The following is a 25,417-nucleotide window of genomic DNA, read 5'->3' as shown; positions in this document are numbered from 1 at the left end:
GCTCGTCCGGGCGCCTTCCGCCCGGCGTCGGCTCGCTTGCACTCGTGGCGGGTGAGTGCCAGAATCGGTTTAGCACTCGCTCGTTTCGAGTGCTAACCCCAAGGTACTTGGACGTCCGGGAAGGGACGAGAGACACACATGGCAAAGATCATTGCTTTCGATGAGGAGGCCCGTCGCGGCCTCGAGCGTGGCCTCAACACGCTCGCCGACGCGGTCAAGGTGACCCTCGGCCCGCGCGGCCGCAACGTCGTGCTCGAGAAGAAGTGGGGCGCGCCCACCATCACGAACGACGGCGTGTCGATCGCCAAGGAGATCGAGCTCGACGACCCGTACGAGAAGATCGGCGCCGAGCTCGTCAAGGAGGTCGCGAAGAAGACCGACGACGTCGCCGGTGACGGCACGACCACGTCGGTCGTGCTCGCCCAGGCGCTCGTGCGCGAGGGCCTCCGCAACGTCGCCGCCGGCGCCGACCCGATCAGCCTCAAGAAGGGCATCGAGAAGGCCGTCGCGGCCGTCTCGGAGGAGCTCCTGCTCGCTGCCAAGGAGATCGAGACCAAGGAGGAGATCGCCGCGACCGCATCGATCTCCGCTGCCGACCCCCAGATCGGCGAGATCATCGCCGAGGCGATCGACAAGGTCGGCAAGGAGGGCGTCGTCACCGTCGAGGAGTCGAACACCTTCGGCACCGAGCTCGAGCTCACCGAGGGCATGCGCTTCGACAAGGGCTACCTGTCGGCGTACTTCGTCACCGACCCGGAGCGCCAGGAGGCGGTGTTCGAGGACCCGTACATCCTCATCGCCAACCAGAAGATCTCGAACATCAAGGACCTGCTCCCGATCGTCGACAAGGTGATCCAGTCGGGCAAGCAGCTCCTGATCATCGCCGAGGATGTCGACGGCGAGGCCCTGGCCACGCTCGTCGTGAACAAGATCCGCGGCATCTTCCGCTCGGTCGCCGTCAAGGCTCCCGGCTTCGGCGACCGCCGCAAGGCCCAGCTCCAGGACATCGCGATCCTCACCGGCGGCCAGGTCATCTCCGAGGAAGTCGGCCTCAAGCTCGAGAACGCGACCCTCGACCTGCTCGGCCAGGCGCGCAAGGTCGTCATCACCAAGGACGAGACCACCATCGTCGAGGGCGCGGGCGACCCCGACCAGATCGCGGGCCGCGTCGCCCAGATCCGTTCGGAGATCGAGAACACCGACTCCGACTACGACCGCGAGAAGCTCCAGGAGCGCCTCGCCAAGCTCGCCGGCGGCGTCGCCGTCATCAAGGCGGGTGCGGCCACCGAGGTCGAGCTCAAGGAGCGCAAGCACCGCATCGAGGACGCCGTCCGCAACGCGAAGGCGGCCGTCGAGGAGGGCATCGTCGCCGGTGGCGGCGTCGCGCTGATCCAGGCCGGCAAGGTCGCGTTCGGCAAGCTCGAGCTCTCGGGCGACGAGGCGACCGGTGCGAACATCGTCAAGGTCGCCATCGAGGCGCCGCTCAAGCAGATCGCCCTCAACGCCGGCCTCGAGCCGGGCGTGGTGGCCAACAAGGTCTCGGAGCTGCCCGCGGGCCACGGCCTCAACGCCGCGACCGGCGAGTACGGCGACCTGCTCGCGCAGGGCATCATCGACCCGGCGAAGGTCACCCGCTCGGCGCTGCAGAACGCCGCGTCGATCGCGGGCCTGTTCCTCACCACCGAGGCCGTCGTCGCCGACAAGCCCGAGAAGGCCGCTGCACCCGCGGCCGCCGACATGGGCGGCGGCATGGACTTCTAAGAGTCCCGCCGCGGTACGAACCGCAACGCGAAGGGCGTCTCCTCCGGGAGGCGCCCTTCGTCGTGCCCGGACCGGTACTGTTCTCGGACACGAGCGATCGGGCGATGCGAGGACGGTGCGGATGGGCGGGTTCCACGGGGTGCTGCAGCGCGGGGCGGGGGTCGACGGCCGCGCCGCCTACGTTCCCGCCGAGCCCGAGACGCTGTTCTGGGGGCGGCTGCCCGCGCGCGGCGATGCGCCCGTGCTTGAGGTCGACCCGGGTGACGAGGTCGTCATCGACACCGTGAGCCACGAGGGACTCCTGGAGGACCAGGGTCGCGATCCCGCCGCCTGGTTCGGCCGGCACGGCGTGCCGCGCGAACACGTGCTCGACGAGGCGGTCGCGCTCGCGGCATCCGCCCACCCGCGCGACCCCTCGGTCGACGGCCCGCACGTGGTCACGGGGCCGATCCGCATTCGGGGCGCCCGACCAGGCGACCTGCTGCGCCTGAGCGTGCTCGAGACGGCCCCGCGCGTGCCGTACGGCGTGATCTCCAACCGGCACGGCCGGGGTGCGCTGCCGGGCGAGTTCCCGCAGGCGCCCGGCAGCGTGAGCGTGTTCACGCCGATCGAGCAGGACGCGGGCGGCGGATGGTTCGGCGCGCTGCCCCTCGCCGAGGGCGGCGAGCGCGTCGTGCGCTTCCCGATCGCGCCGTTCCTCGGCGTCATGGGCGTCGCCGTCGACGCCGACGAGCGGCCGCACTCCGTCCCGCCGGGCGCGCACGGCGGCAACATCGACATCAACCTCCTCACCGTCGGGGCGAGCCTCTACCTGCCGGTGCAGGTGGAGGGCGCCCTCGCCTACGTCGGCGATCCGCACTTCGCCCAGGGCGACGGGGAGGTGGCGCTCACCGCGCTCGAGGCGTCGCTGCGGGTGCGGCTGCGCTTCGAGGTCGTGCCCGCCGAGACGGCGGTGCGCGAGTTCGGCGCGCTCGCCGGCCCGCTCGCCGAGACGAGCGAGTACCTCGTGCCGACCGGCATGGACGCCGACCTCGACGTCGCGGTGCAGGACTGCGTGCGCAACGCGATCGCGCTCCTCGGGGCCCGGTACGGGATGGCACCGCACCTCGCGTACGCGTACCTCAGCGCGGCGACCGACTTCGACGTCTCGCAGGTGGTCGACCTGGTCAAGGGCGTGCACGCGCGGATCCGGACGAGCGACTTCCGGCGGGTCCGGCCGGCGGGGCGGGCGGCCGGGGCTGCATGAGCGAGCGGATGTCGGAGCAGCCCGATCCGCGCGTGTGGCGCGTCGTCGGCGACCCGCTCGTCGCCCCGACGGGGCGCGGCGCCCTCGACGGGCGCACCGTCGCGGTCAAGGACCTGTTCGCGGTCGAGGACTTCGCCATCGGCGCCGGCATCCCCGTGTACCTCGACGGGGCGCCGCGCGAGACGGCGTCGGCCGCGAGCCTGCGCCGCCTGCTCGAGGCCGGCGCGTCGGTGCGAGGGATCGCGCAGACCGATCAGTTCGCCTACAGCATCGCGGGTCGCAACGCGGCGTACGGTACCCCGCCGAACGCCGTCGTCCCCGGTGCGATCCCCGGCGGCTCCTCGAGCGGGCCGGCGTCCGCGGTGGCCTCGGGCCAGGCCGACCTCGGCCTGGCGACCGACACGGCGGGATCGATCCGGGTCCCGGCGTCGTACCAGGGGCTCTGGGGCCTCCGCACCACGTACGGCGCCGTGAGCCGGGATGGCGTGCTGCCGCTCGCACCGTCGTTCGACACCGTCGGCTGGCTGGCCCGCGATGCCGCGGTGCTCGAGGCGGCGGCGATCGCGAGCCTGGGCGCCGGCGTCGACGTGGCCGCCGACGCCGGCGCCGGCGCTGAGACGGCCCGGCTCGGCGACCGCCTCGCCGTCGCGCCCGCGCTCGCCGCGTCCGCCACGGCCGAGGTGCGCTCGGCCTTCGGGGCCGCGCTCGCCGGCTGGGACCGTGGCATCGTCGGCCTCGACGACCCCGCGCTCGGCGATCCGGCGCTCGATGCGCTGTACGAGGACTTCCGGACGGTGCAGGCCGCCGAGGCGTGGGCCGCGCACGGCGCGTGGGTGACCGCGCACCCGGGGGCGCTCGGCGCCGACGTCGCGGCGCGCTTCGCGTGGGCGTCCTCAGTGGCGCCCGACGTCGAGCGGGCGGCGCGCGCGCGTCTCGGCGCCGCGCGGCGGGCGATCGACGCCGTGCTCGGCGACGCCGTCCTCGTGCTGCCCTCCGCGGCATCCGTCGCCCCGTCACTCGTCGCCGACGGCGCCGAGATCGAGGCCGTGCGCGCCGCGACGCTGCGGATGACCACCGTCGCCGGCGTCACCGGCCGCCCGGCGCTGTCGGTGCCGCTGCTGACCATCGGGGGCGCACCGGTCGGCGTCTGCCTCGTCGGGCCGCGCGGCGGCGACACGGCGCTCATCGCCCTCGGGCGCGAGCTCGCGTCGGGCACGTCACCTCGCTGAAACACGGGTTCCGTAGCCTGCCCTCCTGAGACATCCGAGTCAGGGGGTCGTCATCATCGCCGCGCCGATCAACCCGCCCGCGCGCCTGCTCATGGGGCCGGGTCCCGTCAACGCCGACCCGCGCGTGCTCCGCGCGATGTCGGCGCCGCTCGTCGGCCAATACGACCCGGTGATGACGGCATACATGAACGAGACGATGGCGCTGTACCGCGGCGTGTTCCGCACGCGGAACGAGGCGACGCTGCTCGTCGACGGCACCTCGCGCGCGGGCATCGAGGCGGCGATCGTCTCGCTCGTCGCGCCAGGCGACCGCGTGCTCGTGCCGGTCTTCGGGCGGTTCGGTCACCTGCTCGCCGAGATCGCGCGCCGCGCGGGGGCCGAGGTGCACGTGCGCGAGGTCGAGTGGGGCGGGGTGTTCCCGGTCTCCGCGATCGAGCGGGCGATCGCCGAGGTGCGGCCGACACTGCTCGCGATCGTGCACGGCGACACGTCGACCACCGTCGCGCAGCCGCTCGACGAGCTCGGCGAGCTCTGCCGGCGGCACGGCGTGCTCGCCTTCACGGATGTCACCGCCTCGCTCGGCGGCAACCGCTTCGAGATGGACGAGTGGGGGCTCGACGCCGCGACCGCGGGCCTGCAGAAGTGCCTCGGCGGTCCGTCCGGCAGTGCGCCCATCAGCCTGTCGCCGGCGGCCGTCGACCGGATCCGCGGGCGCACGAGCGTCGAGGCGGGCCTCCGCTCGCCCGGCGACCCCGTGCGCGACGAGCCCATCCGGTCGAACTACTTCGACCTCGGCATGATCCTCGACTACTGGGGCGAGCGACGCCTCAACCACCACACCGAGGCGACCTCGATGCTCTACGCGGCGCACGAGTGCGCCCGGATCCTGCTCGAGGAGGGCGTCGAGCGCGCCGTCGAACGGCACCGGCTGCACGGCGCCGCGATGCTCGCGGGCGTCGAGGCGCTAAGGCTCGGCGTGTTCGGCGATCGCGTGCACCGCATGCACAACGTCGTCGGCGTGCGGATCCCTGACGGAATCGACGGCGAGCGCGTGCGCGCGGCCCTGCTGCAGGACTTCGCGATCGAGATCGGCACGTCGTTCGGGCCGCTGCACGGCCGCATCTGGCGGATCGGGACCATGGGCGTCAACGCGCGCCGCGACGCCGTGCTGACCACGCTGGCCGCGCTCGAGCAGGTGCTGCGGGCCGAGGGGCACGCGTGCACCGCCGGCTCGGGATGGGGGGCGGCCCGGGACGTGTACGCAGGAGCGCCGGGATGAGCTCCCGGCCGGCCGAGGCGCCAGTCGCCGGCGCGACCTCGTCCGCAGCGAGCACCGCCGCCGCGCGGGTGCTCGCACGCTGCGACGAGCTCGCGACCGTCTCGGCCGATCCGACGCGCCTCGAGCGCGTGCATCTCTCGCCCGAGCACCGCCGGGCGAACGAGCTCGCCGGAGCCTGGATGACCGAGGCCGGCCTCGCGACCTGGGTCGACGCCGGCGCCAACCGCTGCGGGCGCCTCGAGGGTGCGCGCGAGGGCCTGCCCGCGCTGCTGCTCGGCTCGCACCTCGACACGGTCCGCGACGCGGGGCGCTACGACGGCACCCTGGGCGTGCTGGTCGCGATCGAGGTGGCCGAGCGGATGGCACGACGCGACGAACCGCTGCCCTTCGCGCTCGAGGTGGTCGGCTTCGCCGACGAGGAAGGTACCCGCTTCGGCACCGCGCTGCTCGGTAGCCGCGCGCTCGCCGGAGGCTTCGACCCCGCGTGGTGGCGGCTGCGCGATGCCGACGGGCTCACGCTCCGCGAGGCGTTCGCCGACTTCGGCCTCGACCCCGAGCGGCTGCCCGGCGCGGCGAGGAGCCCTGAGTCCCTGGTCGGGTACCTCGAGGTGCACATCGAGCAGGGACCGTACCTCGAGGAGGCCGACCGGGCCCTCGCGGTCGTCTCCTCGATCGCTGGCGCCCGCCGCTTCGAGCTGACCATGACGGGGCACGCCGGCCATGCGGGCGGCACGCCGTACGAACGTCGGCGCGACGCGCTCGTCGGCGCGAGCGAGCTCGTCGTCGAGATCGAGGCGATCGGGCGCCGGCGCGGGGTGATCGCGACCGTCGGACGGCTCGAGGCGTTCCCCGGCGGCATCAACGTCATCCCGGGGCGCGTGGAATTCACGCTCGACCTCCGCGGCGAGGCCGACGCCGCGCGCGATGAGGCGCTCGCCGAGATCCTCCACCGCGGCCGCGAGATCGCCGCGGTCCGCGGGTTGCGTCTCGAGGGGAACGAGATCTCGCAGGCCGACGCGACCCCGTGCGCGCCGTGGTTGCGTGACGCGGTGGCCGACGGCATCCGTCGCACCGGCGACCACGACCCGCTGACGCTCTGGAGCCGTGCCGGCCACGACGGCATGGCCGTTCACGCGATCGCCGACGTCGCGATGCTGTTCGTGCGGTGCGGCAACGGCGGCGTCAGCCACCACCCCGACGAGATCGTGTCGCGCGAGGATGTCGCGGACGCGGTCGAGGCGCTCGAGGGCGCCGTGCTCGCGGTTGCGGACCGGGTGCACGCGCGGCCCGGTCGCTACAGTGGACGCACGTCGCACGCGTGGAAGGGGGCGCCGATGGCCGAGGTTCCCGGGGTCGATGAGCCGTTCCGCGACCGGCTGCGGAGCTGCCTGCACGTGGAGCGCTGGGTCGAGGAGGTCGCCGGCGGGGCCCCCTACGCAGGGCTCGAGTCGCTGATCGCGGCGGCGGATGCAGCGGCGTCGCCGCTCTCGCCGGCAGAGGTCGACGAGGCGCTCGGCGCGCATCCGCGGATCGGCGAGCGTGCCGCCGGGGACGGCGCGGCACAGCGCTTCTCGCGTGCCGAGCAGGCGTCGCCCGACGCCGACGACCCCGGCCTCGCGGACGCGATCGCGCGGGGCAACCGCGCCTACGAGGAGCGCTTCGGGCGGATCTTCCTGATCCGTGCCGCTGGTCGCTCGCGGGCCGAGATCCTGGCGGAGCTCGAACGCCGCCTCGCGCTCGACGACGGCGAGGAGCTCGCGGTCGTCGGCGAGCAGCTGCGGGAGATCGCGCTGCTGCGGCTGCGCACGATGTTCGCCGACGCGTCGACGCCGATCGGGGCGGCCGCATGAGCGCCCGAAGCCACGTCACCACGCATGTGCTGGATGCCGCGCGCGGGCGGCCGGCCGAGGGGGTCGCAGTGCGGCTCGAGTCGTGGGCCGACGGATCGTGGTCGCGCGTCGCGTCGGGCGTGACCGACGGCGACGGGCGGATCGGGGTGCTCGGCCCCGCCCTGCTGCCCGAGGGGGTCTACCGCGCGGTGTTCGACACCGGCGCGTACTTCGGCGACCGGCCGACGTTCTACCCCGAGGTCGTGATCGTGTTCGAGGTCGCCGACGCTTCGGAGCACTACCACGTGCCGCTGCTGCTCAGCCCGTTCGCGTACTCGACCTACCGCGGGAGCTAGCGCGAGCGGCGCTCGAGGGCGGGAAACGGAACGGACGAGGGAGCGGCAGATGGGCATCGTGCTCGGCGACAACCAGTACGGCAAGGCGGAGAACCGGATCGTGCGGATCGTCCGCGACACGCCGCGGCACGAGATCCGTGACGTCAACGTCTCGACGGCGCTGCGCGGCGACTTCGCGGCCGCGCACCTCACGGGCGACCAGTCGAACGTGCTGCCCACAGACACCCAGAAGCAGACGGCCTACGCCTTCGCGAAGGAGGTCGGGCTCGACTCGATCGAGGCGTACGGCCTCGCGCTCGCCCGTCACTTCGTCGACGACGTGCCGCCCGTCGATGCGGCGCGGGTCGAGATCGAGGAGTACGCGTGGCAGCGCGTCTCGGTCGACGGACGCGAACACGACCACACCTGGGTGCGCAGCGGACAGGAGGTCCGCACCGCCGCGGTCACCGTGGAGGGCGCGGGGGACGGGCAACGCACCTGGGTCACGGGCGGGCTCAAGGACCTCGTCATCCTGAAGTCGACCGGATCGGAGTTCCACGGATTCCTCCACGACCGCTACACCGTGCTGCGGCCGACGACCGACCGCATCATGGCGACCTCGCTCGTCGCCCGGTGGCGCTTCACGACCGACGACGCCGACTGGAACGCGGTCTACGCGGGGGTGCGGCAGGCGCTCGTCGAGACCTTCGCGACCGTGCACTCGCTCGCGCTGCAGCAGACGCTCTACGAGATGGGCCGAGCGGTGCTCGAGGCGTACGACGTCATCGCCGAGGTGCGCCTCTCGGCGCCCAACAAGCACCACTTCCTGTACGACCTCGCACCGTTCGGGACCGAGAATCCGGGCGAGGTGTTCCACGCCGACGACCGGCCCTACGGGCTCATCCAGGCGAGCGTCATCCGCGACGACGCACCCGATGCCGGTCCGGCGTGGCAGGCGTACACGGGCCTGGTCTGAGGTGCGCCACGTCGGGCCTCATCGCACGAAGAGCCGCGCGTTGGCCTGCTCGACGTCGGCGTAGTGCATCGCCGCCGCCCCGAGCGCGTGGTTGAGCCCGCTGAGGCTCTCCTCGACGTGCTGCTGCGTCGCGCGCCAGTCGGCCACCGCGGCCTGGAACGCCGTCGCCGCCTGCCCCGACCACGAGCCCTGCAGGCCCGTGAGCTGCGCCAGCAGCGAGGCGACCTCGGCCCGGATGCGCTCGATCGTGCCGTGCGCGCCCTGCGTCGCCATCTGGACCTGCTCGCTGTCGACCTGGTACCGCGTCATGATGCTTCCCTTCGCTCGGTGTACGCCGTGAACGCTACGGACGGGGGCGAGGCGAGCGGCCGGCGGGCGCGGAATTCGTCGCTGGAAGCGCGACGACGGCCGCTGGGGAGGAGGAGTCGGGACGGCGCGGTCGGCCCGGCCGGGTCGGCTCAGGAGGAGGTCACGGGCTGCGGCGCGGCCGCCGAGCCCGCGAGCGGGAGCGCGACGCGGAACGTCGCACCGCCGCCGGGCGTCTCGACGACGTCGACGTGCCCGTTGTGCGCGGTCACGATCGACGAGACGATGGCCAGCCCGAGGCCCGAGCCGCCCGTCTCGCGCGTGCGCGACGAGTCGGCCCGCCAGAACCGCTGGAAGATCTTCTCGCGGATCTGCAGGGGGACGCCCTCGCCGTGATCGACGATCTCGAGCATCGCGCGCTCGGCGGCGTCGTCGATCGAGACGCGGATCTCGATCGGGCTGTCCTCGGGCGTGAAGCGCATGGCATTGCCCATGAGGTTCGTGATCACCTGGCGGACCTTGTTCTCCTCGGCGAGCACGACCGCGCGCCGAACCGGCACCGTGGGCAGCTCGGACGGGAGGGGACCGGTCGTCGCGGCGTCGCCCGACGCGCGTCCGGCGTCCCCGCCGCGCCGGTCGCCGGCCGCCGTCGTGCCCCGGGCCTCCGCGCGCGCCGAACGCGACGCGCCGCCCGCACCGCGGGACCCGCCCCGACGCGAGCGTGCCGGAGCCGGCGCCGCTGCCCCCGCCGCCTCGGGCGTGCGCCGGCCGCGCAGGCGTGCGAGGGTCGCGCCAGCGAGGGCGATCGGCCCCGCGCTGGCGCGCACGGGCACGGCGTCGAGGTCGACCTCGACGTCGACGGGCACCGTGCCGACGGAGTCGGTCCTGAGGTGCTCGGGCGCGATCACGGTGACGGTCCGTCCGGGGTTCGCGGCCATGGCGTCGAGCGCGGCATCGCGGGCGAGCGGCACGAGGTCGACCTCGGCGAGGTCGAGCGGCTTCGCCTCGTCGAGCCGCGCGAGGGCGAGCAGGTCCTCGACGAGGCCGCCCATCCGGATGGCCTCCTTCTCGATGCGATCCATGGCCTGCGCGACGTCCTCGGGCGACTGGAGGGCGCCCATCCGGTACAGTTCGGCGTAGCCGCGCACCGACACGAGGGGCGTGCGGAGTTCGTGCGAGGCGTCGCCGACGAACCGTCGCATCTGGTCGATCGTGCGGGCGCGGTCGCGGAACGCGCGATCGATGCGGTTGAGCATCGTGTTGAGCGAGCGGTTGAGGCGACCGACCTCGGTGTTGGGGGTGGCGCCGCCGAGGCGCTGGCTGAAGTCGCCGTCGGCGATGGCGGCCGCGGTGTGCTCGACCTCGCGCAGCGGTGTGAAGGTCGAGGTGACGAGCATGCGGGTCAGCAGCGCGCCGACGAGCACGACGCCGAGGCCGAAGCCGAGGAAGATCGTCAGGTACGCCGCGAGCAGCCGCTCGGTGTCCTGCGAGGAGATCGCGAGGATGATCGGGGCGAGGCCGCCTCGCCCGTCGGCGTCCATGAGCGCGTAGACGCCGCGGAACGTCGGCTCGCCGTTCGCGTCGGAGAGCGAGAACACGCGGTAGCCGCCGCCGGAGTTCTGGGAGACGACGTCGGCCTGGGTGAGGTGCTGGGGCAGCATCGGATAGGTCGCCTTGTCGCGGTTCGACCAGTTGTGCCCCTTGAACTCACCGGTGGCCGGGTCGTAGACCGCCACGAAGACGTCGTCGGACGAGCTGAAGTCGAGCCCGCTGAGGTTGGCGTCCTCATCGGGCTCCGCGCCGTCCTGCGTGAAGTACTTGTAGAGGTCGCCTGACGCGATCGCGCTGAGCTTGGACTCGAGCTGGCTCTCGACGTAGCTGCGCAGCATGGCCGCCGTGCCGATGCCGGACACCAGGAGCCCGAGCGTCAGCATGAGCACGGTGACGCCCGTGATCTTGGTGCGGAGCGAGATCCGGCTCCAACGGTCGGCGAGGGTCTGGTGCATGGCGGGCCGAGTCTACGCAGGCACCCTGTACCGAGCCTGTACTACGACTTCGACGACTTGAGCATGTAGCCGAAGCCGCGCTTGGTCTGGATGAGCGGCTCGGAGGAGTGCTGGTCGAGCTTGCGGCGCAGGTACGAGATGTAGCTCTCGACGATGCCCGCGTCGCCGTTGAAGTCGTACTCCCACACGTGGTCGAGGATCTGCGCCTTGGACAGCACCCGGTTGGGATTCAGCATGAGGTAGCGCAGCAGCTTGAACTCGGTGGGGGAGAGCTCGACGGGCACGTCGCCGACGAGCACCTCGTGCGTGTCCTGGTCCATGGTGAGCTCGCCGGTGCGGATGACCGCATCCTCCTCGGCGTGCATGGTGCGGCGCAGGATGGCACGGATGCGCGCGACGATCTCGTCGAGGCTGAACGGCTTGGTCACGTAGTCGTCGCCGCCGACCGTCAGGCCGGTGATCTTGTCCTCCGTGTCGTCCTTCGCGGTGAGGAACAGGATCGGCGCGGTGTAGCCGGCCGACCGGAGCCGCTTGGTGACGCCGAAGCCGTTCATGTCGGGCAGCATCACGTCGAGGATGATGAGATCGGGCTCTTCCTCGAGCACGGCGGAGATGGTCTGTGCGCCGTTGGCGACCGCGCGCACCGCGAACCCGGCGAAGCGGAGGCTCGTGGTCAGCAGGTCGCGGATGTTGGGCTCGTCGTCGACGATCAGGATGCGGGGTCCGTCGCTCATACCCTCGATTCTGCTGCGCGTGGGCTGAATCCTAGCTGGGAATCCGTTGGACCGTGGATGCGCTCCCGCTGATGCGGATGCAGCAGTGACCGGCGCCCGGGTCGAGCTGCACGCGGCCGGGGTCGTCGCCGACCGCCGCCGCCATGCCGCAGACGAGGGAATGGTTGAGGACGCAGACGACCTCGGGCGTCTCCTGCGCGAGGGCGTGGAACGGGCAGACCCCGAGCACCACGTCGTCCCCGTCGGGAACGGGTTCCATGCCGGCGCGCTCGAGGGCGTCGTCGAGGTCGGCGGAGGCGCCGGCGAGCCGGGCGCCCTCGTTCGCCGCGGCGGTGCGCAGCGCGCCGACCACCAGGTCGCGTTCGCCGTCGGCGCCGGCGATCGCCTCGGCCATGATCCGTCCGGCCAACTCGTACCGGCGGCGGGGCAGTTCGACGGCGAGGTCGCGCTCGGCGCGGCGGTAGACCTTGGCCGGCCGCCCCTGGCCCGGACCGGTGCGCTCGCCGAGCCGGCGCGACTCGACGTCGAGCAGGCCCTCGGCGGCGAGCCGGGTGAGGTGGAACGCGGCGGTACTGCGGGGCACGCCGAGCCGAGCGGCCACGGCGTCGTGCCCGAGGGGCTCCGGGCTGGCCGCGACGAGCTCGTAGATGCGCCGGCGGAGCGGATCAGCCAGGGCCGAGACCGCGCTCACGCGCCGTTCGAAGTCCGCCGAGCCGTCGGATGCCATGTGCCCGCCTTCTAAAATCAATGACTCTTGACAAAAGAATGGCACGCGCCTAGCGTCGGCCACAAGGGGAGGGCGTGGACATGATCTCGATCGAACCCGCCGGGCCGGCCGCCGAGCGGCTCCGCCTGCACGCGGTGGTCGACGACGAGCCGGCGCGGCCCATCGACCGGGCCCGTGCCGCCGCGGCCGTCGCCGAGCTGCTCGACGCGCTCGGGCGCGACATCCGCTCGCCGCACCTCGCCGACACCCCGCGCCGCGTCGCCGACGCGCTCGCCGAGTTGCTCACGCCCCGCCCCTTCGACGCCACGACCTTCCCGAACGAGGAGGGGTACGACGAGCTCGTCGTCGTCGCCGGCATCCCGTTCGACTCGCTGTGCGAGCACCACCTGCTGCCGTTCAGCGGCACCGCGCACGTCGGCTACGTGCCCGGTGACCGGCTGATCGGGCTGTCGAAGCTCGCTCGCGCCGTCGAGCGCTTCGCGCGCGACCTGCAGGTGCAGGAGCGGCTCACGCGCCAGGTCGCGGGCTGGATCGACGCGGAGCTGCAGCCGCTCGGCGTCGGGGTCGTCATCGAGGCCGAGCACCTGTGCATGTCGCTGCGAGGCGCCCAGGTGCGCGGCACGCGCACCGTGACGAGCGCGTTCACGGGTGTGGTGCAGGGCGACGCGCGAGCGCGGCGCGAGTTCCTCGCGCGGTGCGGGTTGCGCGACCCGGACTGAGATCGGAACCGAAAGGGGTGAGTGCGATGCCGGGCTCGAAGGACGCGATCGTCATCGTCGGCGGCGGACTCGCTGGTGCGCGGGCCGCGGAGGGCGCGCGGAAGGCGGGACACGACGGTCCGCTCGTGATCGTCGGCGCGGAGCCCGTGCCGCCCTACATCCGGCCGCCGCTGTCGAAGGAGTTCCTCGCCGGCACGGGCGAGCGCGACGCGATCGACGTGCACTCGCCGGACTGGTACGGCGAGCGCCGCATCGATCTGCGCCTCGGCCGCCGTGCCGAGCGGCTCGACGTGCACGCCCACGAGATCGCGCTCGACGACGGCGAGGTGCTGCGCTACGACCGCGCGCTGCTCGCCACTGGGGCTGCGCCGCGCCGCTTCGGCGGCCCGGGCGGCGGGCTCCGCGGCGTGCACCTGCTGCGCACCGTCGACGACTCGGTGGCCCTCCGCGCGGCGCTCGCCCCGGGCGGTCGGCGGGTCGTGGTCATCGGCGCCGGATGGATCGGGCTCGAGGTCGCCGCGGCCGCGCGCGGCCACGGGAACGACGTCGCCGTGCTCGGCCTCGAGTCGGTGCCCCTGAACGCGGCGATCGGCGACGACGCGGGCGCGGTCTTCGCGGCACTGCACCGCGAGCACGGCGTCGACCTCCGCATGTCGACGAGCGTCGCGCGGATCGTCGGCGACGACGACGGGCGCGCGACGGGCGTCGAGCTCGAGGGCGGCGAGGTCCTGCCCGCCGACGTCGTGGTCGTCGGCATCGGCGCCATCCCGCGCACCGCCCTCGCCGAGGCCGCCGGACTCGAGGTCCAGAACGGCGTCGTGACGGATGCCGCGTTCCGCACGAGCGCCCCCGACGTGTTCGCCGTGGGCGACGTCGCGAACGTCTTCCTCCCGTTCCTCGGATCGCACCTGCGCACCGAGCACTGGGCGAACGCCGACCACGCGGGTCGGGCGGCCGGGCGATCGCTCGCGGGGGAGGCCGTCGAGTACGACGAGATCCCGTACTTCTACACCGACCAGTACGATCTGGGCATGGAGTACTCCGGCTACGGACCGCTCGCCGCCGGCGTCGCGCCGCTGTTCCGGGGCGACCGCGAGGGGCGCGAGTTCGTGGCCTTCTGGGTGCGCGACGACCGGGTCGTGGCCGGCATGAACGTCAACGTCTGGGATGTGAACGACGACGTGCAGCGGCTGATCCGCTCGCGCGCGGTCGTCGACCCGACGCGCCTCACCGACCCCGCGGTGCCGTTCGAGGCGCTCGCCGGTCCCGCCGGATGAACCCCGACCCGTCTGTGATGCGCCGCCGGATCGGCCCGCGCGAGTTCGACTTCACCCGCCAGGTCGCCGTGATGGCGATCGTCAACCGCACGCCCGACTCGTTCTACGACCGCGGCACGACCTTCGCGCTCGACGCCGCGGTCGAGGCCGCGCACGCCGCGATCGACGCCGGAGCCGACTGGATCGACATCGGGGGTGCGAAGTTCGCCCCGGGCCCCGCCATCCCGGTCGACGAGGAGGCCGAGCGAGTGGTGCCGGTGGTCGCGGCGCTCGCCGGCACCGGCGCGGTGATCTCGGTCGACACCTTCCACCCCGAGGTGGCGCGTCGCGCGATCGAGGCGGGCGCGCACGTGATCAACGACACCACGGGCATCCACGACCCGGCGATCGCCGACGTCGTCGCCGCGAGCGACGCGACGCTCGTCGTCACGCACAGTCTCGCGGCCCCCCGCACCGCCTATCCCGGCCCCGAGTACCGCGACGTGGTCGCCGAGGTGGGCGCGTTCCTGCGCGAACGCCTCGACCTCGCGCGAGCGCATGGCGTGCCCGACCAGCGTCTGGTGATCGACCCCGGCCACGACCTCAACAAGAACACGCTCCACTCGCTCGAGCTCACACGGCGGCTCGACGAGATCGCCGCGATCGGCCTGCCACTGCTCGTCGCGCTTTCGAACAAGGACTTCATCGGCGAAAGCCTCGGGCGCCGCGACCGGCGCGACCGCCTGCCGGGCTCGCTCGCCGCGGCCGTCTACTGCATCGGGAAGGGCGCGCGGATCGTGCGGGTGCACAACGTGCGCGAGACGGTCGACGCGGTGCGCATGGTCGAGGCGATCGAGGGATGGCGGGAGCCCGCCTTCCTCGAGCACAACATGCCCCCCGGGAGCGCGTCGTGACCCCGGCATTCGACGCCGACCGGATGCATGCGGCCTACGCGGTCGACGTGGTCGACGCCGGCGGGAGGCCGGATGCCGCGTTCTGCCGCGTCAACATGATCTCGAGCCTCGACGGCGCCGCCACACTTCGCGGTCGCAGCGGCACGCTCGGCGACCAGCAGGACCAGCGCCTGATGTCGGTCCTGCGCTCGCACGCCGACGTGGTGCTCGTGGGGTCGGGCACGGTCGCGGCCGAGGGGTACGGCGGCGCGGCAGTGACCGAGGCGGATGCCGCGTGGCGGGCGTCGCGCGGGCGCGATGCGCAACCGCGGTTCGCCGTGGTGTCCTCGGGCCTGGAGCTCGAGCCGTGGCATCCGTTCTTCACCGAGGCCGTCGCGCACCCGATCGTGGTGACGAGCGCGTCGGCCCCCCGCACGCGCCGCGACGACCTCGCCGAGGTCGCCGAGGTCGTGGTCGCCGGCGACGAGCGCGTCGACCTCACCGCGGCGCTCGCCGAGCTCGCGGCGCGCGGGCTGCGATCGGTGCTCTCGGAGGGCGGCCCGGGCCTGTTCGGCGCGCTCGCCGAGGCAGACCTCGTCGACGAGGCCTGCGTGACCCTCAGCCCGATGCTCGTGGCCGGCGACGCGCCGCGCATCGCCACGTCGGCGCACGAGCCGGCCCGCCCGATGCGCCTCGTGCACGCGATCCCGGGCGATCGGATGCTGTTCCTCCGCTACGCGCGCGCCTGACCGCCCGCGACCTGCAGGCGACGGTAGGTGAGGTGCGTCACGAGCGACGTGCCGCGCGACGAGACCTGTTCGAACGTCGTGGGCGGCACCCCGTCGAAGAGCCGCTCGCCCGCACCGAGGATCGTCGGCGCGACGTGCAGGCGCAGTTCGTCGATGAGTCCGGCGGCAAGGTACTGGTTCACCGTCGCGGCTCCGCCCGCGACGGCGACGTTCCGGTCGCCCGCCGCCGCTCGGGCGCGCTCGAGCGCCTCGTGGATGCCTCCCGTGACGAAGTGGAACGTCGTGCCGCCGTCCATCGGAAGGTCGTCACGCTCACGATGGGCGAGGACGAACACGGGTGCGTGGTACGGCGGCTCCTCACCCCACCAGCCGCGCCAGTCGAGGTCCCACTCGCCGCGGTCGGGGCCGAACATGTGGCGGCCCATGATGAACGCGCCGGCGTCGACGATGGCCTCGACCTCGGCCCGGTTCTCGTCGCGGCGATCGAACATCCAGGCGTGGAGGACGTTCTCGTCGATCCGGCCGAGCGGATGCTCGCGGCTCTGGTCGACGCCGGCCGCGAACCCGTCGATCGAGATGGAGATGTCGCACGTGACGAGCGGCATGCCCGGCTCCCTCCTCGGACACGGCCTCCGTGCCCGCACGTGGCACGGTACCGAGACCCGCCGACGTCCGCCAGCGCGGGTCGGCTCGGGGGCTCAGGCGGCTCGGCTCGGGCGGCTCAGGCGGCGGGGTCGAGCGCGTGCGCGTCGAGGATCGTGTACGAGTAGCCCTGCTCGGCGAGGAACCGCTGCCGGTTCTGCGCGAAGTCCTGGTCGACGGTGTCGCGCGCAACGAGCGTGTAGAAGTTCGCCGACAGGCCCGATTCCTTCGGACGCAGGAGGCGCCCGAGGCGCTGCGCCTCCTCCTGGCGCGACCCGAACGAGCCCGACACCTGGATGGCCACCGTCGCCTCGGGCAGGTCGACCGAGAAGTTCGCGACCTTCGACACCACCAGCACCGGTGTCCGGCCGTCGCGGAACTCCTGGAACAGCCGCTCGCGCTCGTCGACGGGGGTCGCGCCGGTCAGCTGCGGTGCGCCGAGCGACTCCGCGAGCTCGTCGATCTGGTCGAGGTACTGGCCGATCACGAGGATCCGCTCGCCCGCGTGCCGTTCGACGAGCTGCCGCACGACGTCGAGCTTCGCCGGCGCCGTGGCGGCGAGCCGGTAGCGCTCGTCGTCGGCGGATGCCGCGTACGCGAGCCGCTCGGACTGGGGCAGGTCGATGCGCACCTCGTAGCACGCGGCGGGGGAGATGAAGCCCTGCGCCTCGATCTCCTTCCACGGCGCGTCGAACCGCTTGGGACCGATGAGTGAGAACACGTCGCCCTCGCGGCCGTCCTCCCGCACGAGCGTCGCCGTCAGCCCGAGGCGGCGCCGCGCCTGCAGCTCGGCCGTGAGCTTGAACACGGGCGCGGGCAGCAGGTGCACCTCGTCGTAGACCACGAGGCCCCAGTCGAGCGCGTCGAGCAGGGCCAGGTGCGCGTACTCGCCCTTCCGCTTGGCCGTGAGGATCTGGTACGTCGCGATCGTGACGGGCTTGATCTCCTTGACCTGGCCGGAGTATTCGCCGATCTCCTCGGCCGTGAGGCTCGTGCGCCGGAGCAGCTCGTCGCGCCACTGCCGCGCCGACACGGTGTTCGTGACGAGGATCAGCGTCGTGGTCTTCGCCGTCGCCATGGCGCCGGCGCCGACGAGGGTCTTGCCCGCGCCGCACGGCAGCACGACGACGCCCGAGCCGCCGTCGAAGAAGTTGTCGACGGCCTTCTGCTGGTAGTCGCGCAGGTGCCAGCCGTCCTGGTCGAGGTCGATCGGATGCGGCGTGCCGGGCGTGTAGCCGGCCAGGTCCTCGGCCGGCCAGCCGAGCTTGACGAGTTCCTGCTTCAGCTGCCCGCGCGCCCACGGCTCGACGAGGAAGCTCGTCTCGTCGATGCGCTCGGTCAGCAGCGGCGCGATCCGCTTGGCCCCCGCGACCTCGGTGAGTACGGGCATGTCGTCGCTGCGGAGGCGCAGGGCGCCGTCGTCGGTGCGGTCGACCACCAGGCGTCCGTACCGGGCGACGGTCTCGCGCATGTCGACGGAGACCGTCTGCGGCACCGGGAACTTCGCGTACCGCTCCAGCGTGCCGAGCATGTCCTCGGCGGTGTGCCCGGCGGCCCGCGCGTTCCACAGGCCGAGCCGGGTGATGCGGTACGTGTGGATGTGCTCGGGGGCGCGCTCGAGCTCGGCGAAGATCGCGAGGTCGTGCCTCGCATCCTCGGCGAGCGGGTTGGCGACCTCGAGGAGCACGGTGCGATCGCTCTGGACGATCAGGGGGCCGTCTGACATGACCGACCAGCCTACCCCCGGTTCCTCCGAGGTCGTTCAGCTGCCCGCGGGAGCGGGTGCGACGGAGGCGATCGCCGAGATCGGCAGCGTGCGCTCGATGTCGGCCCTGCGGTCGCGGGCGCGGAGCCGCCCGTTCGCGACGCTCGCGGGTGCGAGCAGGTAGTCGGCCGTGTCGCCGCCCGGCATGCGCACGGTGACCGTCAGCGTCTCCTTCGCCCGCGCCGCGGCCTCGAGCTGCCGGGCGAGCCAGGCGAGCTCGGTTCCGCCGTCGGCGTCGGCGTCGGCGAGCCGGTCGAGCATCGCCTCGATCGGGTCGACGCGTGGCGCGGCGGCCGGCACGTGCGCGACGTGCTGGCGGCGCAGCCGGATGATGCGACCCTCGCCGTCCTCGGCGGCGACCGGGTACCTGGCGTCGCTGAGGCCCCAGAACACGATGTCGGGCGGGAACCGGGAGAGCAGGCGGTGCGGCCCGGCCTGCCGGAGCCCGAGCGAGGAGAGGCTCTGGTCGACCGCGAGCGTGCCGATCAGCTGCGCGTCGTCGGAGCGGATCGACGACCGGGCCGGCGCCTCCGACGCGTCGGCCGCGCCCACGCGCACCGCGCCGAACCGGGCCGCCGACTCGACCAGCAGGTACTCGAGCGGCTGCGGGATGCCCGTGAGGGAGATCGTCGCGAGGAACGACCGGATCGACTCCTCGGACTCGCCGGCGGCGAGCGCGCGGTTCACGGATGCCGCGGTGACCCGGTAGCTCGACGCGAGGTCGCGCCCCTCGACCTCGGCGAAGCCGCGCAGCCGGGCGTCGAGCGACGGCTCGAGCGGCCCGGGGGAGACGATCGTCAGGTCGTGCTGCACGTACACGCGCTCGACCTGCTGCGGGAAATGGCGCGCGAGCCGATCGGCGGCACCCTCGACGTCGCCCGCGAGCACGAGGGCGGCGGTGTCGACGGGTTCGCCGCCGACGGCGAGGCCGAGCGCCTCTGCGTCCTCGAGGAGCCGGTCGAGGCCGTCGCGGAGCCAGGTGCCCCCGCCGGGGTAGTACCAGGCGACGTCGTCGCGGATGGAGCTGGCGGTCATCGCGTCGCTGCGACGCACGACGAGGTCGCGCAGTGCCGGCGGGATGCGCTCGCGCCACGCCTCGGCGAGCCGGGTCCAGCGGGCGGGGCTGCCCTGCAGCACCCATTCCGCGCCGAGGTCGGACTCGAGCCACACGGGGCCCTCGCGCACGACGAGGCCCGCCTCGACCGCCCGGCGCACGAGGCGGGGCAGCGCCTCGAGGTCGACGCCGGTCGCCTCGGCCAGCCGCTTGGCGTCGGGCAGCGCCAGGCCGCCCTTCGCGAGCTCGCGCGCCGGCTGCGCGGCGAAGCCGGCGAGCAGCTCCGCGGTCGCCGCCACGGTCGCGTAGGCCGTCTCGGACGCGCGGCGCTCGAGCAGGCCGTGGTCGGCTCGTTCGGACGGCACGGCGACCGGCGGGGCCGGGGCCGCGAGCGATTCCGCGTCGGGCAGGTCGTCGCCGAGGCGGTGCGCGAGTCGGGCGTGCACTTCGGTCGGCACGTGCACGCGCTCGCCGTCGTGCACGACGAGGAATCGGGAGTCGAGTCGCCGGATCGCGTCGGGCGCGCCCCGCACGAGCGAGTCGGCCGCGCCGAGCCGCGTCAGCTCCGCGACGACGGCGGCGAGGTCCGTCCATCCGACCTCGTCGATCGTCGAGTCGGCCGCCGCGAGCGTGGCCAGCGAGGGTCGCTCGAGGTGGTCCACGGCGTGGTCGACGGCGTCGGGTGCGGTCAGGGCCTCGGCGAGGTCGAACAGGTCGCGCACCGCCGCATGGTCGAAGTCGCGTGTGGCCAGCGCGGCGGCGAGCGTCTCGCGCGGTAGTGCGCGGAGCCTCGCGGCGAGCACCAGCATGGCCGTCAGGCGGAGCCCTGCCGGGACTCCCGTGAGCGCCGTACGCCGTTCACGATGAGCAGGACGATGAGGAGGACGAAGCCGATCGGCAGGCCGACGAGCGGCAGGATGAGGATCACCGGCCAGACGCCCTGGCTGAAGCCGTCGTCGGCGCCCACCCCGGCGAGCGTGCCGATCATCACGGCGAGGAACGCGAGGATCGAGAGCCCGATCGTGGCCGCGACCATGTAGGCGAGGACGCGCTCGGCGCGATGTTCGGTGACCGGGCCCTGGTTGCTCACCCTCCCAGACTAGCCAGTGCGCGGTCCCGGCGGGTGCCGGACCGTAGACTTGTGGGCGACGTCGACCGTGCATCCCGGCGACGCCGACGACAGAGCGGGAGTTCCATCGATGCCCACCGGCAAGGTCAAGTTCTACGACGAGGAGAAGGGGTTCGGCTTCATCAGCGGCGATGACGGCCAGGAGGTCTTCCTCCACGCCTCCGCCCTTCCCGCCGGCGCGACCGTCCGCGCGGGCACGCGGCTCGAGTTCGGCGTCGCCGAGGGCAAGCGCGGCGCCCAGGCGCTCTCGGTGCGCGTGCTCGACGCGCCGCCCAGCCTGCAGCGCATGCACCGCAAGCCCGCCGACGACATGGCGATCATCGTCGAAGACCTGGTCAAGGTCCTCGACGGCATCGGGGCCAACCTCAAGCGCGGTCGCTACCCCGACAACGCGCACAGCCGGAAGATCGCGGCGCTGCTGCGCAAGGTGGCGGACGAGCTGGATGCCTGACGTTCCCGACGCCACCGCGGCATCCGAGCCCGACGCGTCCGTCGAGTCGGCCGAGTCCTCGGAGCCCGTCGAGACGGTCGAGTCCGTCGAACCGGTCGAGTCCGGCGAGCCGGCGGAGTCCTTCGAGCCCGTGGCACCGCCCGTGGCCGACGAGGTGCTGCTCGGCTCGGTGGCGCTCGCCCAGCGCGCGCTGCTCGAGGTCACCGCGCCCGAGACCGTCGGGTCGGTCATCGGGCACGTGGTCGAGGGCGAGCACGCGCTGTCGCTGCACTTCGCCTCAGATCTGTCCGGTTACCCCGGATGGCACTGGAGCGTGACGCTCGCACGTGTCGAGGGCGGGGAGCCCACCGTGCTCGAGACCGAGCTCATGCCCGGCGAGCGCGCGCTCCTCGCGCCCGAGTGGGTGCCGTGGTCCGAGCGCCTGGCCGACTACCGGGCCGCCCAGGCGGCCGCCGCGGCCGAGGCCGCCGAGTCGGGCGACGAGGCCGGCGACGACGAGCTGGATGCCGTCGACGTCGACGTCGACGGCGACGAGGGTGACGATGCCGACGACGAGTTCGACGACGTCGACGGCGATGAGGACGAGGCCGACGAGGAGTTCGAGGCCGACGGCGACAGCGACGACGTCTTCGACGGCATCGACATCGACGCGCTCGACGCCGACGGCTCCGACGACGAGGACGACCTCGACGACGACGAGCTCGCGGGAGACGACGAGGAGTAGCCTCGCCGGCTCAGTCCGTCGGCCCGCTCCGGCGTCGGCGCCGCACCTGCACGACGACGAGCCCGATCACGCCGAGTGCGACGCCGATCGCGGCCGCCGTGGTGAACCACGCGTACCCGGCGTCGGCGAGCGGCTCGCGCAGCGCGATCGACACCACGAGCGCGACGAGCCAGGCGGCCGTGCCCACGAGCAGCGCCTTGCGCGCGTCGGTCCTGGCGGGCGCCGGATCGGGGCGCCGCTCGGACTCCGAGAGCCACAGCCGCATGGCCGTCACACTATCGGGACTGCTCGAGCACCCAGTCGAGCGACGCGGTCAGCGCACGGATGTCGTCGGGCTCGATGGCCGTGAACGTCGCGATCCGCAGCTGGTTGCGCCCCAGCTTGCGGTACGGCTCGGTGTCGACGATGCCGTTGGCCCGGAGCGTCTTCGCCAGCGCCGCGGCATCCGTCGACGCATCGAAGTCGATCGTGACGACGACCTGCGAGCGGTGCGCCTGGTCGGCGACGAACGGCGCCGCGACCTCGCGCGCCTCGGCCCAGTCGTAGAGGACCCCCGAGGACTCCCTCGTGCGCGCGTCGGCCCATGCGAGACCGCCCGACGCGTTCATCCACTCCAGCTGGTTCTCGAGCAGCAGCAGCGTTGCGAGTGCGGGGGTGTTCAGGGTCTGGTCGAGGCGCGAGTTGTCGACCGCGTTCTTCAGCGAGAGGAACTCGGGGATGTAGCGCCCCGATGCGGCGACGCGCTCGACGCGCTCGATCGCCGCGGGCGACATGATCGCGAACCAGATGCCGCCGTCGGAGGCGAAGTTCTTCTGCGGCGCGAAGTACAGCACGTCGAACTCGGACGCGTCGGCAAGCACGCCGCCGGCTGCGCTGGTCGCGTCGATCACGGTGAGCGCTCGGTCGTCGCCGCGCACGCGGCGGACGGGCGCCTGCACGCCGGTGGAGGTCTCGTTCTGCGGCCAGCCGTAGACGTCGACGCCCTCGACGGGCTCGGCGTCGGCGCGCGAGCCGGGCTCGGCCTTCCGCACGTCGGGTGCCTCGAGCCACGGCGCGGCCGCCGCCTTGGCGAACTTCGCGCCGAACTCGCCGAACGAGGCGAGCTGCGCGCGCCGCTCGATGAGGCCGAAGGCCGCGGCGTCCCAGAACGCCGTCGAGCCGCCGTTGCCGAGAACGACCTCGTAGCCCGCGGGCAGGGAGTAGAGGTCGGCGATGCCGCGGCGCACCCGGCCGACGAGCTCCTTGACGGGGGCCTGTCGGTGCGAAGTGCCAAGCAGGCGGGGGCCGACCTCGGCGAGGTGCGCGAGCTGCTCGGGCCGCACCTTCGACGGGCCGCAGCCGAATCGGCCGTCGGCGGGCAGGAGCGACGAGGGGATCACGAGCTCAGGCATGCACCGATCCTACGGCGACGGTCGTTCGCCGTGGCGGCGGATGACGCGGCCGGGCCTCGTCGCGGCGGCGATCCGTGCGACTCGCGGGCCCGAGGCGGGTCGGCGGGTGACAGTAGGCTTGACGGTTGGACCCGCCCGGCGGCCGAGGAGGAGTGAGTTGACGGATCTCATCGACACGACCGAGATGTACCTGCGCACCATCCTCGACCTCGAGGAGGAGGGCATCGTGCCCCTGCGCGCGCGCATCTCGGAGCGGATCGGGCACTCCGGCCCGACCGTGTCGCAGACCGTCGCCCGCATGGAACGCGACGGACTCGTGGTCGTCTCGGGCGACCGCCACCTCGAACTCACGCCCGCGGGGCGCAGCAAGGCCGTGCACGTCATGCGCAAGCACCGGCTGGCCGAGCGGCTGCTCGCCGACGTGATCGGACTCGACTGGGAGTACGTGCACGACGAGGCCTGCCGGTGGGAGCACGTGATGAGCGAGCAGGTCGAGCGGCGCCTCGTCGAGATCCTCGGCAACCCCACGCACTCGCCGTACGGCAACCCGATCCCCGGCTTGGAGGAGCTCGGGGTCCCGGCCGCCGCGCCGTTCATGCAGGGCGTGCGGAACGTGCTCGTCGCGCTCACCGACGGACGCGGCGCGGCGCGCGGCGTGATCCGCCGCCTGGCCGAGCCCGCCCAGTTCGATCCCGAGCTGCTCGCGCGCTTCAAGGCCGCCGGCCTCGTGCCGGGAGCGACGGTGTCGTTCCGTCGCGACGGCGCGCTCGTGTCCGTCGAGGTCGAAGGCCGCGAGGGTACGCTCGCGCTCCCGGCCGATGTCGTCGGCCACCTCTTCATCGGCGACTGATTCCGGCGGTCCGTGATCGAAATGTGACATTCGGGGGAGTGTCGCGTATTGTCGATCGAGTCCGCCGGCGACAAGCCCGCCGGCGGAACAGGGTCGAGACGCCTCCCGCGCTCACCGCTCGGCCCCGATACCCGTGACGCGCCCGATGGTGCAACCGGTGAGACGGCGCTTCGGCGGCGTGGGGCGGAGGACACGTTTTGGCTCGATTCCCCCGGCGCCGATCCGGCGCGCTCACCGCCCCCAAGCCCACCACCCGAACCGCCCTCGTCCGACGCGACGCGACGACCGTCCCAGCGGCCGGCGATTCCACCTCGGCTGAGACGCCCGCCCGGCGTCAGCCCGATTCGCTCGGCCGCCGCCTCCGACGCGGCGGCACCAAGAACGTCATGGTCATGACGGTCGCCGCCGGCCTCGTCGGAACGCTGGCCATCCCCGCCTACGCGTTCGCCCCCGGCACCGACGGCATCCAGTTCGGCGCGACCGCGCAGACCGAGCTCACCAAGGCTCAGGCGCAGGATGTCGACGTCGCCGACGACGTGATCGCCGCGCCGCTGTCGCAGGACGCCTACGCCGCGACCAGCGGCGAGGAGATCCGCGCCGCCGAGGAGGCCGCTCGCGCCGCCGCCGAGGCAGAGGCCGCGCGCCAGGCCGCCGCCGCCGCGATGACCTCGTACGCCGCGTCGGCCGCGAGCTACTCGGCGCCCGCAGCGGTGTACGGCTCCGCCGATCCCGCCAGCGTGTTCTCCGTCGCCCAGCAGTACCTCGGCGTGCCCTACGTCTACGGCGGTGCCACGCCCGCCGGCTTCGACTGCTCGGGCCTCGTGATGTACGTCTACGCCCAGTTCGGCATCAGCCTCCCCCATTCGTCGGCGGCGCAGGGCGCGGCCGGCACCCGGATCTCGATCGACCAGGCCGTGCCGGGCGACCTCGTCGTGATGCCGGGCCACATCGGCTTCTACGCGGGGAACGGCCAGATCCTGCACGCGCCGTACGAGGGAACGGTCGTCCGGACCCAGCCGATCTGGACCAGCGATTACTACATCGTGCGTATCTGACGTGTGAACAACGCATGACGCCTGACAGGAATGGCGCGCCGGGAGGTCCCGGCGCGCCATTCCTGTCGTAGCCTTGGAACCTGACGATCCGAATACCGGGTAGGGGAAGTCCGATGGTCGTTGCGCGCAGCAGTACCCATTCCGCGGGTGCGCGCGCGCTCTACGATCAGCGGCGCAGCAGTCAGCCGAGTCGCGACTGCGCCGGGACGCCGACGGGCACTGTCTTCACGACGGTGCCCGTTTCGCGTCTCCGGGGGCCTGGCGCCCGCCCCGCGGCATCCGGGTCGTCGATCCCTTCACGCGGCTGGAAG

Annotated in this window: 25 protein-coding genes; 15 read left to right on the top strand and 10 right to left on the bottom strand. The window is 73.1% G+C overall.

What is annotated here, in order from left to right:
* Positions 1-138: 138 nt before the first annotated feature.
* The 7 genes from groL (at position 139) to pucL (ending at position 8,655) form a co-directional block, all read left to right on the top strand.
* Positions 139-1,761 (top strand): chaperonin GroEL, encoded by a 1,623-nt coding sequence (gene groL, locus AC3RKB_RS00355; RefSeq protein ID WP_491434003.1) that lies wholly within the window; start codon positions 139-141, stop codon positions 1,759-1,761.
* Positions 1,762-1,882: 121 nt separating this feature from the next.
* Entirely contained in the window at positions 1,883-3,007 is a 1,125-nt protein-coding gene (locus AC3RKB_RS00350; RefSeq protein ID WP_491434002.1) for an acetamidase/formamidase family protein, read from the top strand.
* 8 nt (positions 3,008-3,015) lie between these two features.
* Positions 3,016-4,236: an amidase family protein gene (locus AC3RKB_RS00345; RefSeq protein ID WP_491434001.1), complete on the top strand. Its 1,221-nt coding sequence runs from the start codon at positions 3,016-3,018 to the stop codon at positions 4,234-4,236.
* A 91-nt stretch (positions 4,237-4,327) separates the two neighbouring features.
* On the top strand, positions 4,328-5,515 hold the full coding sequence (locus tag AC3RKB_RS00340; RefSeq protein WP_491434000.1) for a pyridoxal-phosphate-dependent aminotransferase family protein: 1,188 nt from the start codon (positions 4,328-4,330) through the stop codon (positions 5,513-5,515).
* The gene (locus AC3RKB_RS00335; protein WP_491433999.1) at positions 5,512-7,365 is read left to right on the top strand and encodes an allantoate amidohydrolase; all 1,854 of its coding nucleotides are present in this window, start codon (positions 5,512-5,514) and stop codon (positions 7,363-7,365) included. The genes AC3RKB_RS00340 and AC3RKB_RS00335 overlap by 4 nt, the downstream gene beginning before the upstream one ends.
* The gene (gene uraH / locus AC3RKB_RS00330) at positions 7,362-7,700 is read left to right on the top strand and encodes a hydroxyisourate hydrolase (RefSeq protein ID WP_491433998.1); all 339 of its coding nucleotides are present in this window, start codon (positions 7,362-7,364) and stop codon (positions 7,698-7,700) included. The genes AC3RKB_RS00335 and uraH overlap by 4 nt, the downstream gene beginning before the upstream one ends.
* A 49-nt stretch (positions 7,701-7,749) precedes the next feature.
* Positions 7,750-8,655 carry a factor-independent urate hydroxylase gene (pucL, locus tag AC3RKB_RS00325; protein WP_491433997.1) on the top strand — a complete coding sequence of 302 codons (906 nt, stop codon included), beginning with the start codon at positions 7,750-7,752 and terminating at the stop codon, positions 8,653-8,655.
* An 18-nt stretch (positions 8,656-8,673) separates the two neighbouring features.
* On the opposite strand, the gene AC3RKB_RS00320 is transcribed toward pucL, so the two are convergent.
* The 4 genes from AC3RKB_RS00320 to AC3RKB_RS00305 all read right to left on the bottom strand — a co-directional run bounded on the left by AC3RKB_RS00320 (position 8,674) and on the right by AC3RKB_RS00305 (position 12,428).
* On the bottom strand, positions 8,674-8,964 hold the full coding sequence (locus AC3RKB_RS00320) for a WXG100 family type VII secretion target (RefSeq protein ID WP_491433996.1): 291 nt from the start codon (positions 8,962-8,964) through the stop codon (positions 8,674-8,676).
* 149 nt (positions 8,965-9,113) lie between these two features.
* A complete protein-coding gene (locus tag AC3RKB_RS00315; RefSeq protein WP_491433995.1) occupies positions 9,114-10,967 on the bottom strand; it encodes a sensor histidine kinase in 1,854 nt (617 codons plus the stop codon).
* A gap of 41 nt (positions 10,968-11,008) precedes the next feature.
* Entirely contained in the window at positions 11,009-11,701 is a 693-nt protein-coding gene (locus AC3RKB_RS00310; RefSeq protein WP_092668794.1) for a response regulator transcription factor, read from the bottom strand.
* Between the two features lie 31 nt (positions 11,702-11,732).
* Positions 11,733-12,428, bottom strand: coding sequence for a helix-turn-helix transcriptional regulator (locus tag AC3RKB_RS00305; RefSeq protein WP_491433994.1), 696 nt, complete (start codon positions 12,426-12,428; stop codon positions 11,733-11,735).
* An 80-nt stretch (positions 12,429-12,508) separates the two neighbouring features.
* On the opposite strand from AC3RKB_RS00305, the gene folE reads away from it, so the two are divergent.
* From folE to AC3RKB_RS00285, 4 genes are read left to right on the top strand one after another with little or no spacing between them, the layout of a single operon-like run.
* Positions 12,509-13,147, top strand: a complete 639-nt coding sequence (gene folE / locus AC3RKB_RS00300) for a GTP cyclohydrolase I (RefSeq protein WP_491436719.1) — start codon at positions 12,509-12,511, stop codon at positions 13,145-13,147.
* A 26-nt stretch (positions 13,148-13,173) separates the two neighbouring features.
* The gene (locus AC3RKB_RS00295; protein ID WP_491433993.1) at positions 13,174-14,424 is read left to right on the top strand and encodes an NAD(P)/FAD-dependent oxidoreductase; all 1,251 of its coding nucleotides are present in this window, start codon (positions 13,174-13,176) and stop codon (positions 14,422-14,424) included.
* Positions 14,425-14,441: 17 nt separating this feature from the next.
* The gene (gene folP, locus AC3RKB_RS00290) at positions 14,442-15,317 is read left to right on the top strand and encodes a dihydropteroate synthase (protein ID WP_491433992.1); all 876 of its coding nucleotides are present in this window, start codon (positions 14,442-14,444) and stop codon (positions 15,315-15,317) included.
* Positions 15,314-16,045 (top strand): pyrimidine reductase family protein, encoded by a 732-nt coding sequence (locus tag AC3RKB_RS00285; protein ID WP_491433991.1) that lies wholly within the window; start codon positions 15,314-15,316, stop codon positions 16,043-16,045. Before folP ends, AC3RKB_RS00285 begins: the two co-directional genes overlap by 4 nt.
* Here AC3RKB_RS00285 and AC3RKB_RS00280 read toward each other — a convergent pair.
* From AC3RKB_RS00280 to AC3RKB_RS00265, 4 genes are all read right to left on the bottom strand, one after another.
* The gene (locus tag AC3RKB_RS00280) at positions 16,030-16,650 is read right to left on the bottom strand and encodes a dihydrofolate reductase family protein (protein WP_491433990.1); all 621 of its coding nucleotides are present in this window, start codon (positions 16,648-16,650) and stop codon (positions 16,030-16,032) included. The two genes, AC3RKB_RS00285 and AC3RKB_RS00280, sit on opposite strands and share 16 nt — an antisense overlap.
* Before the next feature lie 116 nt (positions 16,651-16,766).
* The gene (locus tag AC3RKB_RS00275) at positions 16,767-18,413 is read right to left on the bottom strand and encodes a DNA repair helicase XPB (RefSeq protein ID WP_491433989.1); all 1,647 of its coding nucleotides are present in this window, start codon (positions 18,411-18,413) and stop codon (positions 16,767-16,769) included.
* A gap of 36 nt (positions 18,414-18,449) precedes the next feature.
* A complete protein-coding gene (locus AC3RKB_RS00270) occupies positions 18,450-20,315 on the bottom strand; it encodes a helicase-associated domain-containing protein (protein ID WP_491433988.1) in 1,866 nt (621 codons plus the stop codon).
* Positions 20,316-20,320: 5 nt separating this feature from the next.
* Positions 20,321-20,596 carry a hypothetical protein gene (locus AC3RKB_RS00265; RefSeq protein WP_491433987.1) on the bottom strand — a complete coding sequence of 92 codons (276 nt, stop codon included), beginning with the start codon at positions 20,594-20,596 and terminating at the stop codon, positions 20,321-20,323.
* A gap of 109 nt (positions 20,597-20,705) precedes the next feature.
* On the opposite strand from AC3RKB_RS00265, the gene AC3RKB_RS00260 reads away from it, so the two are divergent.
* Together AC3RKB_RS00260 and AC3RKB_RS00255 are read left to right on the top strand one after the other, a co-directional pair.
* Positions 20,706-21,086 carry a cold-shock protein gene (locus AC3RKB_RS00260; RefSeq protein ID WP_491433986.1) on the top strand — a complete coding sequence of 127 codons (381 nt, stop codon included), beginning with the start codon at positions 20,706-20,708 and terminating at the stop codon, positions 21,084-21,086.
* The gene (locus AC3RKB_RS00255) at positions 21,079-21,810 is read left to right on the top strand and encodes a DUF3027 domain-containing protein (protein WP_491433985.1); all 732 of its coding nucleotides are present in this window, start codon (positions 21,079-21,081) and stop codon (positions 21,808-21,810) included. Before AC3RKB_RS00260 ends, AC3RKB_RS00255 begins: the two co-directional genes overlap by 8 nt.
* A 10-nt stretch (positions 21,811-21,820) precedes the next feature.
* Here the strand turns inward: AC3RKB_RS00255 and AC3RKB_RS00250 are convergent, their stop codons facing one another.
* Both AC3RKB_RS00250 and serC read right to left on the bottom strand, forming a co-directional pair.
* A complete protein-coding gene (locus AC3RKB_RS00250; protein WP_491433984.1) occupies positions 21,821-22,075 on the bottom strand; it encodes a DUF2530 domain-containing protein in 255 nt (84 codons plus the stop codon).
* A gap of 10 nt (positions 22,076-22,085) precedes the next feature.
* Complete coding sequence (serC, locus tag AC3RKB_RS00245) at positions 22,086-23,201, bottom strand: phosphoserine transaminase (RefSeq protein ID WP_491433983.1); 1,116 nt, start codon at positions 23,199-23,201, stop codon at positions 22,086-22,088.
* Positions 23,202-23,358: 157 nt separating this feature from the next.
* Between serC and AC3RKB_RS00240 the strand changes: the two genes are divergently transcribed.
* Both AC3RKB_RS00240 and AC3RKB_RS00235 read left to right on the top strand, forming a co-directional pair.
* Positions 23,359-24,051 (top strand): iron-dependent transcriptional repressor DtxR, encoded by a 693-nt coding sequence (locus AC3RKB_RS00240; protein WP_491433982.1) that lies wholly within the window; start codon positions 23,359-23,361, stop codon positions 24,049-24,051.
* Between the two features lie 392 nt (positions 24,052-24,443).
* The gene (locus tag AC3RKB_RS00235; protein WP_491433981.1) at positions 24,444-25,106 is read left to right on the top strand and encodes a C40 family peptidase; all 663 of its coding nucleotides are present in this window, start codon (positions 24,444-24,446) and stop codon (positions 25,104-25,106) included.
* Positions 25,107-25,417: the final 311 nt, after the last annotated feature.

It is taken from the genome of Agromyces capsici (assembly GCF_058349965.1).
Note: the sequence above shows the minus strand (reverse complement) of the source record. Positions and strands in the feature narration are given on the sequence as shown.

Bases quoted from the DNA above. Each gene is read 5' to 3' on its own strand.
- groL (WP_491434003.1), top strand. From the start codon at position 139: ATGGCAAAGATCATTGCTTTCGATGAGGAGGCCCGTCGCGGCCTCGAG.
- AC3RKB_RS00350 (WP_491434002.1), top strand. From the start codon at position 1,883: ATGGGCGGGTTCCACGGGGTGCTGCAGCGCGGGGCGGGGGTCGACGGC.
- AC3RKB_RS00345 (WP_491434001.1), top strand. From the start codon at position 3,016: ATGTCGGAGCAGCCCGATCCGCGCGTGTGGCGCGTCGTCGGCGACCCG.
- AC3RKB_RS00340 (WP_491434000.1), top strand. From the start codon at position 4,328: ATGGGGCCGGGTCCCGTCAACGCCGACCCGCGCGTGCTCCGCGCGATG.
- AC3RKB_RS00335 (WP_491433999.1), top strand. From the start codon at position 5,512: ATGAGCTCCCGGCCGGCCGAGGCGCCAGTCGCCGGCGCGACCTCGTCC.
- uraH (WP_491433998.1), top strand. From the start codon at position 7,362: ATGAGCGCCCGAAGCCACGTCACCACGCATGTGCTGGATGCCGCGCGC.
- pucL (WP_491433997.1), top strand. From the start codon at position 7,750: ATGGGCATCGTGCTCGGCGACAACCAGTACGGCAAGGCGGAGAACCGG.
- AC3RKB_RS00320 (WP_491433996.1), bottom strand. From the start codon at position 8,964: ATGACGCGGTACCAGGTCGACAGCGAGCAGGTCCAGATGGCGACGCAG.
- AC3RKB_RS00315 (WP_491433995.1), bottom strand. From the start codon at position 10,967: ATGCACCAGACCCTCGCCGACCGTTGGAGCCGGATCTCGCTCCGCACC.
- AC3RKB_RS00310 (WP_092668794.1), bottom strand. From the start codon at position 11,701: ATGAGCGACGGACCCCGCATCCTGATCGTCGACGACGAGCCCAACATC.
- AC3RKB_RS00305 (WP_491433994.1), bottom strand. From the start codon at position 12,428: ATGGCATCCGACGGCTCGGCGGACTTCGAACGGCGCGTGAGCGCGGTC.
- folE (WP_491436719.1), top strand. From the start codon at position 12,509: ATGATCTCGATCGAACCCGCCGGGCCGGCCGCCGAGCGGCTCCGCCTG.
- AC3RKB_RS00295 (WP_491433993.1), top strand. From the start codon at position 13,174: ATGCCGGGCTCGAAGGACGCGATCGTCATCGTCGGCGGCGGACTCGCT.
- folP (WP_491433992.1), top strand. From the start codon at position 14,442: ATGCGCCGCCGGATCGGCCCGCGCGAGTTCGACTTCACCCGCCAGGTC.
- AC3RKB_RS00280 (WP_491433990.1), bottom strand. From the start codon at position 16,650: ATGCCGCTCGTCACGTGCGACATCTCCATCTCGATCGACGGGTTCGCG.
- AC3RKB_RS00275 (WP_491433989.1), bottom strand. From the start codon at position 18,413: ATGTCAGACGGCCCCCTGATCGTCCAGAGCGATCGCACCGTGCTCCTC.
- AC3RKB_RS00270 (WP_491433988.1), bottom strand. From the start codon at position 20,315: ATGCTGGTGCTCGCCGCGAGGCTCCGCGCACTACCGCGCGAGACGCTC.
- AC3RKB_RS00260 (WP_491433986.1), top strand. From the start codon at position 20,706: ATGCCCACCGGCAAGGTCAAGTTCTACGACGAGGAGAAGGGGTTCGGC.
- AC3RKB_RS00255 (WP_491433985.1), top strand. From the start codon at position 21,079: ATGCCTGACGTTCCCGACGCCACCGCGGCATCCGAGCCCGACGCGTCC.
- AC3RKB_RS00250 (WP_491433984.1), bottom strand. From the start codon at position 22,075: ATGCGGCTGTGGCTCTCGGAGTCCGAGCGGCGCCCCGATCCGGCGCCC.
- serC (WP_491433983.1), bottom strand. From the start codon at position 23,201: ATGCCTGAGCTCGTGATCCCCTCGTCGCTCCTGCCCGCCGACGGCCGA.
- AC3RKB_RS00235 (WP_491433981.1), top strand. From the start codon at position 24,444: ATGACGGTCGCCGCCGGCCTCGTCGGAACGCTGGCCATCCCCGCCTAC.